This is a genomic window from Myxococcus guangdongensis, from assembly GCF_024198255.1.
Lineage (GTDB): Bacteria > Myxococcota > Myxococcia > Myxococcales > Myxococcaceae > Myxococcus > Myxococcus guangdongensis.
In genome coordinates this window covers 1-12,326 of the sequence record NZ_JAJVKW010000027.1, presented here as the reverse complement: position 1 = coordinate 12,326, position 12,326 = coordinate 1, and the positions used below count along the sequence as shown (strand labels likewise).

Genomic DNA, 12,326 nt, shown 5'->3' with positions numbered 1-12,326 from the left:
AAGGCGCTACCGCATCTGGCCGCTGCCGGCGTCGGTGCCCTGCATCTGCTGGCCGTTGCCGTAGTTGCCGCTGCCGCCGGTGCCCTCCTGGTGCCGCAGGGCATCCCGGTTGGTCCCCGAGCCCCCCATGGCCCCGGAGTTATCCTCGCGGCTGCGTTCCCGGCAGCCCGTCGCCATCAGCGTCGCCGCCACCGCCACCACCGTCATCCATCGCGTGAAGGTCCTCATCGTGCGTGCCTCCTTTCAGGCTCGCCCAAGGCTGTGGGCGCACCACGCGGTGCGCAACGATGGACGCAGCCGCTCGGCCCCACGTCCGCCCCGGACCCGGAGGCCCGGTCTCGAGTCCCTGTTGTTCAGTCCTCGCGACGCAGCACGAGCAGGCCGTACTCCAGTCCACCATCCATCAAGGCCTGCTGCAGTCGCAGGTGCTCGCGACGGGACTCGCTCCGCGCGAGCACGCGCGTGGGAGGTTGTCCTGGCGACGCGTAGCGCTCGTGCGCGAGCAACTCCAGCGTGAGGGACCAGAAGCCCACCGCGCGCCCGGACACGTCGTCGCGCACCTCCAGCTCCAGCCCGGCCGCGTGCGCGGCGGACAGATACTCATCCACGGTGCCGATGCGCGTGCGCCAGTACCGGTCGAACGGCGCGGCCAGCTCCGGCCGACCGAGGAAGCAGTCCGCGATGGCCAGCACGCCCCCGGGACGCAGGAGCGCGCGCACCCGGCGGAACCACTCCGCGCGAGGCAGGTAGCTGCTGCTCTCCACCGCCACCACCGCGTCGAAACACGCGCGCCCCGGCACCGCGAGCGCGTCACAGTGCATCGGCTTCACCCGCGCGCCCACGCCCTCGATTTCGGCGAACGTGCGCACCAGCTCCACGTGCGAGGGCACGTTCGTCACCGCCGTCACCCACGCCTGATGCGCGGACGCCCAGTACAGGGCGCCGCCGCCCAGGCCGCAGCCCACGTCCAGCACGTCGCCGCCATCGGGGAAGCGCCCCACCGCGCGAGACAGCTCCGTGAGCAGCGCTTCCTGAGACGCATGCACGCGCTCGCGCACCAGCGGCTCCGGTTCGCCGGGAGGGGGCACGTCATCCACCAGGCCCACGTGGAAGTGCACGCGAGGACCGGGGCCATAGCGGCGAAGGATTCGCTCGGTCTTCTCCTCGTAGTAGGCGGCCACGGCGTCGTGGCGGGCTTCGGACCAGGTGGGTTCGACCCTCATGGCTCCACCTCCGGAAGAATGGGTTCGATGCGTCGCAGCGCCGCGTCCAGGCAGCGCAGGTCCTGGGCGCGCAGCGACTCGGCGGCGTGTCGTGCCCACGTCACCACCGTGAGCCGGTCCTCCACGGGCATGGAGGTGAAGCGCGTGTCCCTGGAGCGGATGTCCTCCGCGACATGGGCCGCCACGCCCAGCGCGAGCCCCACCTGCACCGCGCGCTCCTCCAGCCGCGTGCCCGCCCACAGCACGCGCAGGTACGCGGCCCACTGCCGTCCGGCGATGCCCTCCGCCACGCGGCGGAACAGCGGCGCCGTCCACTCGTGTGCGCGCACCTCGAGCGCCTGCGGTCCAGCCGCCAGCGCCAGCATCCGCGCGCCGTCCTCGAGCACGTTCAGGGGCACGCCGGCATGGGGCTCGGCGAGCGTGGCCCACGCCAGGTTCTGCAGGAGGAACTGCGCGCAGGGACCCACGCGCAGCGGCGCGTCGTAGTAGGTGCAGTCGCCGTCGATGAGGTCATCGGCGAGGTTGCCCGCGCAGAAGCTGAGGAACAGACCCACGCCGCGCGCGGTGAGCACGGAGCGCTCCAGGCCCGCCTCGGCGCCGGCCTCATAGAACAGGGGGAGGGGGCCGGGCTGCGCGGCCTCGAGCGCGGCGAGCACATCGCGCTCCGACGCGTCGGGCAGCTCCAGCCGCCGAAGCACCCGCAGGGCCTCCTGGTACAGGGCTCCTCCGCTCATCGGTACTCCCTGGGTAGGAACAGGCGCAGCAGGGCTCCGCCGTCGGGGGCATTGCGTCGGTGCAGTGTTCCGCCGCTGGCGCGCAGCAGACACTCGCTGGTGTACAGGCCCAGGCCGGTGCCCTCGGGCTTGGACGTGTAGAGCTGCTCGGCGGGGACATCGAGCAGCGCGGTGGGGAAGCCCGGCCCGTCGTCGGCGATGACGACCTCCAGCCTCCCGCTGAGCGGCTCCACGCGGGCCTGGATGCTCACCCGACTGGCGCCGCGCTTGCCGTCGCCTTCACACGCGTTGAGCACCAGGTTCTCCACCACGCGTCGGAGCGTCGTGGCGCCGCCGCGCATCATCGCGCGCAGGGGTTGGCCGGGCTCCACCGACAGCTGGATGTCGACGTCGGGGAAGCGCAGGCCCACGCTGGCTTGCACGCCCTCGAGCAGCGGAGGCAGCTCCACCGGCTCCGGCTCCGAGCCGACGTAGCGCCGTCCCTTGGCGCGAATCTCGGCGACCATCTCCCGAACCTGGTGGAGGCTCTCGTTGAGGGTCCTGAGCAGGTCCTCATGGTCGGAGCGGCCGTGGCCGGTGCGCTGCGTGCCCATGAACGACAGCATGTCCGCCGCGGTGGCCGCGGACATGAGCGCGCTGTCGAGCTCGTGGTGGTGGCCGAGGATTTCCCCCAGCGCGCGCGACAGTCGGCTGACGTCCTGCTCCTGTTGCTCCAGGAGCTGGGCCTGCACGGCGGCGCGGAGACGCTCGGCCTCCGCGCGGGCGCGGTCGTGCTGCACGGCGAAGGTGCCCAGGTACAGCTCCGCGGTGAGGGCGGCCGGGCCGATGACGCCGAACAGGCCCAGGTGTTCGTCGCTGTCGCGCAGGGGCAGGGCCGCGAGCAGGGCCACGGTGGTGCCCAGCGCGAGGAAGGGCTGCTTGGGCGTCACGCGGTGCAGCCGGCCGTGGAACGCGGTGGTGAAGAGGAAGAGCGAGGCGATGACGGTGGCGCCCTGCAGCTCCGACATGGCCATCAGCGCGGCGAGGAAGAAGTGCAGGGACGTCACGCCGAGCACCAGCCACACCCAGCCCCACGTCTCGATGTGGCTGCGCCGGCGGTGGACGGCGGAGAAGAGCAGGCCGCTGACGAGCATGGGGGCGGCGCACAGGAGGCCCTGGCCGAAGGAGATGTCGAAGGTGCGCTGGGCGCCGGGGGCCCACGCGACGGCGGCGAGCACGGCCAGCACCACGGTGGTGAGCACCCACCAGGGGCCCACGCCGGCGGCGGCCAGCACCTCGCGCGGGTCCTGGGCGAGCGTCCAGCGGCGGAAGGCGGTCGTGACGGCGCCACCGGTGGGGCGAGGTCTCATACGGTGGTGGTCAGGGACGAGCCCGCCACTCGCTGGAGCAGGTTGACCTCGCGCGTGGCGTCCTCGACGCGCTGGCGCAGCTCGTGGACGAGCGAGGGGTGTCCGCGCCGGGTGACGCGCACCTCCACCTCGCCGCCGGCGAGCAGGTGATGCAGCGCCTCGAGGACGGGCTCCAGCGCGGGGTTGAGTCCCACCGCGCCGCCGGGTCCCTCCACGGCGCCGAGTTCTTGGATGCGCAGCAGGTAGTCATTCACCGCGCTGGCGAGCGGCACGTCGACGCGCCGTGGTGCCCAGGTGTCGTGGTCTGCCTGCATGTCGCTCTCCCCCGGGCGCGCGGTGGCGTCCTCGTTGCGATGGTGGTGGGACTGGAGGCGGAAGGCGCCGCGAGTGGGGCGTCCGCCTGGCTCCCCTGCTCGCGAAGGAGCACGGGGCCTCGCATCCGTCGCCGCGGGAAGCGGGGCGGGCGCGCACGTGGGGGCTGTTTCGATGAGGTCGCGCGAAGGCGTGGAGACGCGCGGGTCTCCGGTGGAGCGCGGCGACGTCTGTCGAGACCTCATGCTGGTTGCCCCCCGCGAACCAGTCAGGCGCGGCCATCCGGCGTCGCGCGACAGGCAGCAAAGCGAGCCGTCGCGGAGGGAGTCAAACGAGGCCCGTCGGGAGTGTTCTGTAGTCCGCGAGGGCCCCACCCCGAGGGGCGGCGGTGTGACGTGGGGAGGACGGGCGCGTGGGCCTGGGGAGCGGGGACATCCGGGCGGCCGGGCGTGGGGTGGAGGTGTCCTGGGCGTCGAGCCATCCGCACCGTTGCCGGCGGGGGTGTCGTCATGGCCAGGGTGAAGCAGGTGAGCGAGCAGGGGGCGCGGGGCGACGTCGAGCGCGTCTACCACGAGCTGCGCAGGACGATGCGCGTGACGGGGGTGGACGTGTCGTTGCGGACGTGGGCGTCCTGGCCGCGCTTCTTCGTGGCGATGTGGGAGGCGATGGGGCCGAACGTGGAGACGCGGGCCTTCGAGGAGTCGGCGTTGGAGCTCTGGCAGCAGACGCTCGACACGACGGTGGCGTGGGACGAGCTGGGGGCGTGGGAGGCGGCGAAGCTGGGGCCGAGTCAGCGCTTCCACGTGCGCGGCGTGCTGGAGCTGTACGAGGCGATGCTGCCGAGGGTGACGTTGATGGTGGCGGCGGTGCGGCTCGCGTTGGAGGGGCAGGGGGTGGGGCGCGGGGAGTCGCCGGGAATCGGTGAGCGGCTGGAGCGGGGTGTGCCCGCGCGAATGGCGGCGATGGAGTGGGTGGCGGAGACGCCGACGGAGCCGGCGTTGAAGGCGGTGTTCGCGGACATCGTGAAGACGGTGGGGCCGCCGGGGGTGCCGGGGGAGTATCGGGCGTTGGCGTGCTGGCCGGGATACCTGGAGGCGGCGTGGCGTCGGCTGAAGCCGCGCATCGGGGACGCGTCGTATCAGCAGGCGGCGGAGGCGCTGCGTGAGTCCGCGAGGCGGCGCGCGCGGGAGCTGCCGTACGTGGTGGCGCTGAGCCGGCAGCGGGTGAAGGCGCTGGGCGAGGACGCGGACGCGGTGCTGAAGGTGACGGAGTCCCTGGAGCGGCGAGGCACGGTGTTGCTGCTGAACCTCTCGCAGTTGGTGCAGGACGTGCCGGACATGTTGCGCCAGCCGATGCCGGGCGCGGCCCGGTTGGTGCCGGACTGGGTCGCGGCGGAAGAGCTGCGATGAACCGGCGTGAGGCGTGGCGGTGGTCCCTCTCGATGACCCGAGCGGTGGCGACGGAGGAGCGGCGATGAACTGGCGCGAGTGGCAGAGGCGGCAAGAGGTGATGGAGTTGGGTGGCCACTTCGTGAGCTACGTGGACTGGGGCAAGGGGCCGCCGGTGGTGTTGCTGCACGGTCTCCCGACGTGGGGCTATCTGTGGAGCGGGCTGGCGCGAGCGCTGGCCGCGTCGCACCGGGTGTTGGTGCCGGACCTGCTGGGCTACGGCTTCTCCGACCGGAGGGACCGGTTCGACCGCTCGGTGACGAAACAGGCGGAGGTGATGGAGGCCTGGATGGACCGCCTGGGCGTGGTGGACGCGGTGGTGGTGGGGCACGACGTGGGGGGCGGCGTGGCGCAGCAGCTCGCGGTGCGTTTTCCGCGTCGGGTGAGTCGGCTGTGTCTGATGGACAGCGTCTGCTACGACGCGTGGCCACTCGCGCTGATGTCGCAGCTCGGCACGCCGGGGCTGTCGCGGAAGCTGTCTTGCGAGCGGATGCCGAAGCTGCTGCGCTTGGGGCTGAAGAAGAAGGGCTTCGTGAAGGCGCCGTCGGCGGAGCTGCTGGAGGGGCTGCTCGCGCCCTACTCGACGGAGGTCGGCTGGGTGTCGCTGTCGCGCAACGCGGTGGCGCTGAACACGAACCAGACCCTGGAGCTGGCGCCGAAGCTGGGTCACCTCGCGGTGCCGACGCTGGTGATGTGGGGCGCGGAGGACGGACTGTTGCCCGCGAAGTACGGCGAGCGCCTGGTCTGGGACATCCCGGGTGCGCGGTGGATGCAGGTGCCGGACGCGGGGCACTTCGTGATGTGGGACGCGCAGCACACGGTGGCGATGGAGCTCTTGCGCTTCCTCGAGGGCGCCTCGCCGGTGCGCCATGTCCAGGTGCGCACGGTGGCGGAGGAGCTCTGGGGCACGGAGGCGCCCGTGGCCTGAGCCGAAGCGAAGGGGCCGAGTGTCTTGGTGCTCGCGCGCGGAGCGTGCACGCGCTAGAGGGCGCGGCATGCGTGAGCGAATCCAGGCGGTGCTTCGCCAATTGGCCCAGTCGTCCGAGCTCGAGGCTCGCTGGTTGCACACCCTGTCCCTGATGGAGTTCATCGGCGCGAGGAAGATTTCGCGCACGGTGGCGGACCGGCATCCGTCGTTGAGCGTGCTCGAGCACCTCGCGGACGAGACGCGCCACGCCTTCGCGTTCAAGCGCCTGTCCGTCGAGCTGGCGGGAGGCGAAATCGCCACGTTCCTGTGCCCGGAGGGCGCGGGCCGCTATTTCCAGGGGCTGGACCACGAGCTGGCGAAGTGGGCCACGTCGCACACGGGCGCGCCGGACGTGTACCTGCACTACCTGCTCACGACGACGGCCATCGAGCGTCGCGCGATGGTGCTCTATCCGCTCTACAAGGCGGCCACGCGCAGCTCGAGCGTGAAGGAGGAGCTGGGGCGCGTCGTCACGGAGGAGCAGGGCCACCGGCGCACCATCGAGGACGCGTGCGTGGCCCGGCTCTCCGAGGTGGGCGCGTCATTGGACGAGGCGCTGGCGCTGGAGGAGCGGTTGTTCGGGGCCTTCATCGGCGAGCTGGAGTCCGTGGTGGCGAGCGAGCTGGCCGCCCTGCCCGTGGCCCTGACCGCCACTGTGGCGCCTCGGACCTACTCCGAATCCGAGGCCTGAGCCGCGTCGTCCTGGGTGAGCACGAGCTTCTGCTCGTGCCACCGAGCGCGCAGGTTCCGAGCCTTGCGAGCGCGCTTGCGACTGAGCTCCACGCCGATGGCCTCGAGTCCCATCGCGTTCGCCACGGCGAGCGCGGTGCCGTGGCCACAGAAGGGGTCCACGACGGTGCGCGTGGGGGTGTGCTCGAGGATGAAGCGGCACGCGAGCTGACACGCCTCCACGCCCATGCCGCGAGTCCACGTGACTTCGCCCGCGTCGGGGAGCACATCGGCCGTGGACTTCCCCAGGTCGACGCGGATGCCGCGTGAGAAGCACAGCATGTGGGAGTACGCGGGCCGGCCGAACGTCACGGTGCCGGGGGCGCGGCGACAGACGACCTTGTGCCAGAGCAGCCCCAGGCCCGAGTCCTCGGCGGCGCGCGAGACGAGGTAACCCTTGTCGACCCAGAGCCCCTCATCCTTCACATCCGTTTGATAGAAGATGGCCACGCCGTCGTCGGGCACGCGGGACATGACGAGCGCCGCCGCGCGGGTGAACCACGCCTTCCACTCGGCGAGGGACAGCGTGGGGAACTCGGACGCATCCGGTAGCGAGGCCACCGCCGAGCAGCCCGTCAGGATGGGTTGAGCCGCGAGCCACGTGAGCGCGTCCTCGCAGTGCACCGTTCGCCCGGCCGTGTGGAGCATCATCCCGTCTCGTTATCACTCCACGAGCCAACCTCACACGTACCCGCGGCGAATGCCTACATGGGAATCTTGAGACGCTCCCGGGTGTCCTGACTTGCTTTCGCTCCCGTACATTAATTCAATGCCGCTTTATCCTTTTCGTCCGGAGAGACGACATGCCCTCGATTTCCGCTGCTGACGGGACTTCACTTCACTACCGAGTCATCGGTGACGGACCGCGCACGGTGGTGTTGGTGCATGGGTGGATGGTGTCGGGCGCGGTGTGGGACGGGCTGGTGGAGCGGCTGGACCTGACGGGGTTGCGGCTGGTGATTCCGGATGCGCGAGGCACCGGGCAGTCGGGCAAGGCGGACGGTGGTTACACGCTGGAGGGCCTGGCGAGGGACGTGCTGGCGGTGGTGGACGCGGTGGGTGCGGAGCGCTTCACGGTGGTGGGGCACAGCATGGGTGGGCAGCTGGCGCAGTGGGTTGCGTCGGAGGTCCCCGCGCGGGTGGACGCGCTGCTGCTGCTCAACACGGTGCCGGCGTCGGGCTTGCCCCTGCCTCCTGATGCGGCGGGGCTGTTCCGCACGTCGGCGGGAGACCGTGAGAAGCAGAAGACCATCCTGGGGCTCGCGTGCAAGACGCTGACGCCGGAGCAGCTGGAGGCGCTGTTGAAGGACGCGGGCGCGGTGAGCGCGGCGTCGATTGAGGGCGCCTTCGACGCGTGGACGACGGGTGGCATCCAGGAGCGGCTGGCGCGAATCGTGGCGCCGACGTTGGTGGTGTCCACGGATGACGCCTTCCTGCCGCCGGCTTTCTTGAGGCAGGCCGTGGTGTCGCCCATCCGGCGCGCGCGCATGGCTCACATTCCGGGCCCCGGTCACTACCCGCACGTGGAGCATCCCCAGGAGACCGCGGCGGTGGTGTCCGCCTTCCTGGCTGGCTCCGCGCCCGCCTGATTCCGGCTTCGAGGGAGGCATCACGATGGCCTGGAGCATGTCCTTCGACTACGACGCGCCGAACGATGTCGTGACGGCGAACTTCACGGACTGCGTCCTGGTGAATGACGAGGATGTCCTGCGGTGGCGGCGTGAGGTGGAGGTGCACCTCGCGCCCTATGCGGGCTCGGGCAAGGTGGACCTGCTCATCAACCTGGATGGGTTGGTGGTGAAGTTCACCGCGGGCCGGGTCTTCGGCAAGGAGCGCCGCGAGGTGCTCGAGCGCTTCACGCACCGCTCGTACCGCTTCGGTGGTGACGAGATGACGCGCATGTTCGTGCTCACCAGTGGCGCCATCAACGGCGCAGCGGTGAACCACTACCTGACGCGAGACGAGGCGCTCGCCGCGCTGAAGGCCGAGCGCGAGGCGTTGCGTCAGCGGGGCCCGTCTCCGTTCGGTGGGGGCTTCATCGGCGGCAAGGTCTGAGGCGCGAGGGCCCCGAGCCCGGCGCATCACCTGTCGCCCCCTTCCTCCCAGCACCCCGTCGTGGACGCTGGGAGGGCGCGCATCCGCCACGGCGCGCCAACGCCAGACGGCGATGCGGCCGGGGTGCATCGTTCCTCTCGAGGGATGTGGGTGTCATCGGCTCGACGAGGGCCTGCCTCGTGGGGAGGTGTGGGGTGGAGGCGGGCAGGCGGTCCGGGTGAGGAGGCGTGGCCGGTTGCTTGGGAGGCCACGCGCTTGTCGATATCGTGGGCCACCCGACATCGCTGAGAGGACGTCACCATGAACCGAGCGAACTCGATGCGCCTGGCCCTGCTCGCTGGCGCGCTGGTGTTGTCCGTGGGGTGTCACCTGGAGGAACCCTTGGGGGTGAGCCAGGGGGCCACGGGCTCGTTGCGCGTGGTGACGGTGTTGCCGCGCTCGCTGCCATTGGACCAGGTGGCGAAGGTGGAGGTGACGCTGACGCCCGCGCAGGGCGAGCCGGTCTCGACGGTCCTCGAGGGCGCGGGTGAGTCCTGGGGCGGGCTGATGAGGAGCCTGCCGCCGGGCCGCGTGGGCGCGGTGAGGGCGCGGGTGTTGGACGTGGCGGGCGGGGTGGTGGGGGAGGTGAGCGTGTCGGACGTGGAGCTGGAGAAGCACCGTCCCGCGCTGCTCGTGCTGGTTCCCCATCGGGTGAATCCCACGCTGGGGAGCACGGCGCCCATCATCGACGCGGTGGTGGGCACACGCGCCGCGGTGTCTCCGGGAGAGTCCATCCGGTTCCGGGTGGTGTCGCGGGGGGCGGAGGCCTCGGAGACGCTGACGTATGCGTGGGAGGCGGTGGAGGGACAGTTCACCGACAAGGGCGTCCCGGACGCGGAGTGGACGGCGCCGCAGCGCCGCGGGGCGGATGCGCTGACCTTGAAGGTCATGGGGGCACAGGGGGCGGTGTCCACGCTGCGGTTCTCCGTGGACGTGGCGCTCGGGGGCGGTTGGGGAGATGCGCACGAGGCCTCGCTCGAGCGCGACCCGGTGGTGACGGAGCTGGACGCCCGACCGGGCGCCGAGGTTCGGGTGGGAGCGCCGGTGGAGTTGGGGGTGACGGCGGTGGACGACGATGGAGACCTGCTCACCTACGCGTGGACGTCCAGCTGCGAGGGCCATTTCGAGGACGCGACGTCACCGACGACGCGCTTCACTCCGATGGAGGCGCCCCAGGTCGCGTGTGACAATTGCCGGTTGACGGTGAGGGTTTCCGACAATGCGACGAGGGCCTCGCAGGTGCGCTCGTTGAATCTGTGTGTGAAGAACCCCCAGCCGCCGATTCTCACGCAGGTGACGCAGTCCTCCCAGGACGCCTTCGCGGGGCAGCGGGTGCGGCTGTCCGCGACCGCGACGGACCCTCAGGGAGAGCCGCTGACCTTCGCGTGGACGGCGAACACGGGGCTCCTGGGGAACATGGTGCGTGGGGCCGGAACGAGCTCGGCGGACTGGGTGATGCTGTCCTGCGCCCCGAGGGATGTGACGCCCACCATCACGCTGACCGTCACGAATGCCTCCGGGTTGAGCGTGACGCGAGTGTTGGTGGTGGAGTGGGAAGACCTGCTGTGTGACGAGCACGCTCCGTGTCCGGCGGTGTTGGGGGCCTCGACGGTGACGTTGACGGCGGACTGCACCACGGCGCAGACGGTGTGGATTCCGGACGGGTACACGTTCGACGGGGCCGGCCACGTGCTCACGGCGGTGGACCCGCGCGACGGGAGATTCCGAGGCGCGGTGTTGAGCAGCCTGGGGACGACGGCGCACGTGAGGGACGTGACGGTGGCGGCGCGAGGGTTGTCGGAGCTGGCGTGTGACGCGGGCTCGGCGCGGCTGCGCGGCATCCTGTTCGACGGCGCGAGCGGCTCCATCCTCGACAGCGTGGTCCGGGACGTGAATCAGAAGGAAGGAGCGGGAGGCTGTCAGGAGGGCGTGGCCATCGAGGTGCGCAACGCTCGGGACGCCGAGTCGGTGACGCACGTGGAGGTGCTGCGCAACCATGTGTCGGCCTACCAGAAGGCGGGCATCGTCGGCACGGGCAAGGTGGTGCTGAACGTGGAGGACAACCGGGTCGAGGGCGGTGGGCCGGTGTCCTTCATCGCGAGGAACGGCATCCAGTTCAGCGACGGGGCCACGGGGCGGGCGACGGGCAACCACGTGACAGGGCACGCCTACAGGGGAGACTCCGCGGTGGCCTCGGGCATCCTGGTCGCGGGCGGGCCTTACTACGGCTTCGCGCTGTGCGAGGACCTCGTCCTCTTCGAGAACACGGTGGAGGACAACGACGTTGGCATCAACCTGTCACAGGGAGAGGCGGGCGGAGGGCCGCTGGCGGTATCGACGCGGCTCCAGGTGTCGCGAAACACCGTGACGCACCGCGGGCCGGTGACGAATGGCTATCCGTACCAGGCGGGCATCTCCGACCTGGGGGGCGCCAACTTCATCAGCCAGAACAAGGTGAGCGGGCCTGGGTATGACCGAGGAACGCAGCCGGGGGCCACCTTCGACGTGGACGTGGTGGCGGGAGCGGCGTCCCAGCTCTTCTTCATGACCCCCGCGCGCGAGACTGCCACGGGGAGCTGCTCGGAGGGCCTGGTCGTGCAGAGCCAGGACAGTCGCGGCAACCTGTCCGCGCTGGCGGCGCCTTCGCTGACGTTGGAAGGAGCGGGACCCGCGGCGACTGGAGTGGCGCTCTTCGCGGACGCGACCTGTACGACGCCGCTGGCGACCTCGGGAACCGGGTGGTCGCTGGTGTTGGAGAGGACGCAGCAGGAAGCGACGTTCTTCTTCCAGGCGGCGCAGGTGGGCGAGCTGATGCTCACGGTGAGCGGCGAAGGAGTGACCGGGACGCAGGTCCAGCGCGTGCGGTGATGCCGGAGGGCTTCATGTAGGTCCATGGAGCAGGTGCTCTTCCAGCGGGTGAATGGACGCCCCGAGGTCTGTTCTCCTGCTCGGACTCCCACCGAGCATCCAGGATCGGGAGTTTCTGGGTACGGACTCGGGGACGGCGCCCGGTGGTTCAAGGTCGGAGCGAAAGCCGCTTCAGTGGGTTGCCCGGGGCTGTCCCTGGGGGAGATCCGAGCGGGGACGGGGTGGGGTGGAGAAATCCGACGCGCCCTGTCACGAAAAGTTGATGTGTTTCCAGGATCAGTGGTACATGCCGCTCCCCCGCAACGAAGCCGCGCACTGGCGCGGAGTCCTTCGTGGTGGGAGCAGGAACATCGACGGAATACAGCGGTCAACGAAGCGAGTTGACAGGAGACGCGGCGGTGATAGAAGCCGCGCCCCCGACGAAGAAACCCGAGCGGTAGGCGGGCAGGAGCGGCGGGGCGGTCAACGAAGCAGCGGTTGACACGGGATGCGGCGAAGAGGTAGAAGCCGCGCCCCTCCGGAAGAAAGCAGCGGAAGCCACTGGGCGGCGCTGGGGACTTCGGAGAGCAGCAAAGAAGAAAAGCTGAAACTGGGTGGTTGAC

Annotated in this window: 12 protein-coding genes; 6 read left to right on the top strand and 6 right to left on the bottom strand. The window is 70.7% G+C overall.

Translation table 11 applies throughout. The annotated features are described in order from the left end of the window. Window positions 1–6 precede the first annotated feature (6 nt). The 5 genes from LXT21_RS43605 to LXT21_RS43585 form a co-directional block, all read right to left on the bottom strand. Window positions 7–228 (bottom strand): hypothetical protein, encoded by a 222-nt coding sequence (locus LXT21_RS43605; RefSeq protein ID WP_254044184.1) that lies wholly within the window; start codon window positions 226–228, stop codon window positions 7–9. A gap of 125 nt (window positions 229–353) precedes the next feature. Beyond that, window positions 354–1,223, bottom strand: coding sequence for an SAM-dependent methyltransferase (locus tag LXT21_RS43600; protein WP_254044183.1), 870 nt, complete (start codon window positions 1,221–1,223; stop codon window positions 354–356). Next, window positions 1,220–1,957 (bottom strand): hypothetical protein, encoded by a 738-nt coding sequence (locus LXT21_RS43595; RefSeq protein WP_254044182.1) that lies wholly within the window; start codon window positions 1,955–1,957, stop codon window positions 1,220–1,222. Before LXT21_RS43595 ends, LXT21_RS43600 begins: the two co-directional genes overlap by 4 nt. Further along, window positions 1,954–3,306 (bottom strand): sensor histidine kinase, encoded by a 1,353-nt coding sequence (locus LXT21_RS43590; RefSeq protein ID WP_254044181.1) that lies wholly within the window; start codon window positions 3,304–3,306, stop codon window positions 1,954–1,956. Before LXT21_RS43590 ends, LXT21_RS43595 begins: the two co-directional genes overlap by 4 nt. Next, window positions 3,303–3,620: a hypothetical protein gene (locus tag LXT21_RS43585; RefSeq protein ID WP_254044180.1), complete on the bottom strand. Its 318-nt coding sequence runs from the start codon at window positions 3,618–3,620 to the stop codon at window positions 3,303–3,305. Before LXT21_RS43585 ends, LXT21_RS43590 begins: the two co-directional genes overlap by 4 nt. Before the next feature lie 507 nt (window positions 3,621–4,127). Here LXT21_RS43585 and LXT21_RS43580 point away from each other — a divergent pair. The 3 genes from LXT21_RS43580 to LXT21_RS43570 all read left to right on the top strand — a co-directional run bounded on the left by LXT21_RS43580 (window position 4,128) and on the right by LXT21_RS43570 (window position 6,724). Further along, window positions 4,128–5,027: a halocarboxylic acid dehydrogenase DehI family protein gene (locus LXT21_RS43580; RefSeq protein WP_254044179.1), complete on the top strand. Its 900-nt coding sequence runs from the start codon at window positions 4,128–4,130 to the stop codon at window positions 5,025–5,027. Between the two features lie 64 nt (window positions 5,028–5,091). Beyond that, window positions 5,092–5,994 (top strand): alpha/beta fold hydrolase, encoded by a 903-nt coding sequence (locus LXT21_RS43575; protein WP_254044178.1) that lies wholly within the window; start codon window positions 5,092–5,094, stop codon window positions 5,992–5,994. Window positions 5,995–6,061: 67 nt separating this feature from the next. Continuing rightward, window positions 6,062–6,724, top strand: a complete 663-nt coding sequence (locus LXT21_RS43570) for a hypothetical protein (protein ID WP_254044177.1) — start codon at window positions 6,062–6,064, stop codon at window positions 6,722–6,724. Here the strand turns inward: LXT21_RS43570 and LXT21_RS43565 are convergent. Next, a complete protein-coding gene (locus tag LXT21_RS43565; RefSeq protein WP_254044176.1) occupies window positions 6,703–7,413 on the bottom strand; it encodes a site-specific DNA-methyltransferase in 711 nt (236 codons plus the stop codon). The genes LXT21_RS43570 and LXT21_RS43565 overlap by 22 nt on opposite strands. 152 nt (window positions 7,414–7,565) lie before the next feature. Between LXT21_RS43565 and LXT21_RS43560 the strand changes: the two genes are divergently transcribed. The 3 genes from LXT21_RS43560 (at window position 7,566) to LXT21_RS43550 (ending at window position 11,724) form a co-directional block, all read left to right on the top strand. Beyond that, window positions 7,566–8,351: an alpha/beta fold hydrolase gene (locus LXT21_RS43560; protein WP_254044175.1), complete on the top strand. Its 786-nt coding sequence runs from the start codon at window positions 7,566–7,568 to the stop codon at window positions 8,349–8,351. Window positions 8,352–8,376: 25 nt separating this feature from the next. Beyond that, complete coding sequence (locus tag LXT21_RS43555; RefSeq protein ID WP_254044174.1) at window positions 8,377–8,817, top strand: hypothetical protein; 441 nt, start codon at window positions 8,377–8,379, stop codon at window positions 8,815–8,817. A gap of 300 nt (window positions 8,818–9,117) precedes the next feature. After that, the gene (locus tag LXT21_RS43550; protein ID WP_254044173.1) at window positions 9,118–11,724 is read left to right on the top strand and encodes a right-handed parallel beta-helix repeat-containing protein; all 2,607 of its coding nucleotides are present in this window, start codon (window positions 9,118–9,120) and stop codon (window positions 11,722–11,724) included. The last annotated feature ends 602 nt before the right edge of the window (window positions 11,725–12,326 follow it).

What these genes read in the sequence shown, in the direction of transcription:
- LXT21_RS43550 (WP_254044173.1), top strand. Translation starts at nt 9,118, where the DNA reads ATGAACCGAGCGAACTCGATGCGCCTGGCCCTGCTCGCTGGCGCGCTG.
- LXT21_RS43570 (WP_254044177.1), top strand. Translation starts at nt 6,062, where the DNA reads ATGCGTGAGCGAATCCAGGCGGTGCTTCGCCAATTGGCCCAGTCGTCC.
- LXT21_RS43555 (WP_254044174.1), top strand. Translation starts at nt 8,377, where the DNA reads ATGGCCTGGAGCATGTCCTTCGACTACGACGCGCCGAACGATGTCGTG.
- LXT21_RS43600 (WP_254044183.1), bottom strand. Translation starts at nt 1,223, where the DNA reads ATGAGGGTCGAACCCACCTGGTCCGAAGCCCGCCACGACGCCGTGGCC.
- LXT21_RS43565 (WP_254044176.1), bottom strand. Translation starts at nt 7,413, where the DNA reads ATGATGCTCCACACGGCCGGGCGAACGGTGCACTGCGAGGACGCGCTC.
- LXT21_RS43575 (WP_254044178.1), top strand. Translation starts at nt 5,092, where the DNA reads ATGAACTGGCGCGAGTGGCAGAGGCGGCAAGAGGTGATGGAGTTGGGT.
- LXT21_RS43595 (WP_254044182.1), bottom strand. Translation starts at nt 1,957, where the DNA reads ATGAGCGGAGGAGCCCTGTACCAGGAGGCCCTGCGGGTGCTTCGGCGG.
- LXT21_RS43585 (WP_254044180.1), bottom strand. Translation starts at nt 3,620, where the DNA reads ATGCAGGCAGACCACGACACCTGGGCACCACGGCGCGTCGACGTGCCG.
- LXT21_RS43605 (WP_254044184.1), bottom strand. Translation starts at nt 228, where the DNA reads ATGAGGACCTTCACGCGATGGATGACGGTGGTGGCGGTGGCGGCGACG.
- LXT21_RS43590 (WP_254044181.1), bottom strand. Translation starts at nt 3,306, where the DNA reads ATGAGACCTCGCCCCACCGGTGGCGCCGTCACGACCGCCTTCCGCCGC.
- LXT21_RS43560 (WP_254044175.1), top strand. Translation starts at nt 7,566, where the DNA reads ATGCCCTCGATTTCCGCTGCTGACGGGACTTCACTTCACTACCGAGTC.
- LXT21_RS43580 (WP_254044179.1), top strand. Translation starts at nt 4,128, where the DNA reads ATGGCCAGGGTGAAGCAGGTGAGCGAGCAGGGGGCGCGGGGCGACGTC.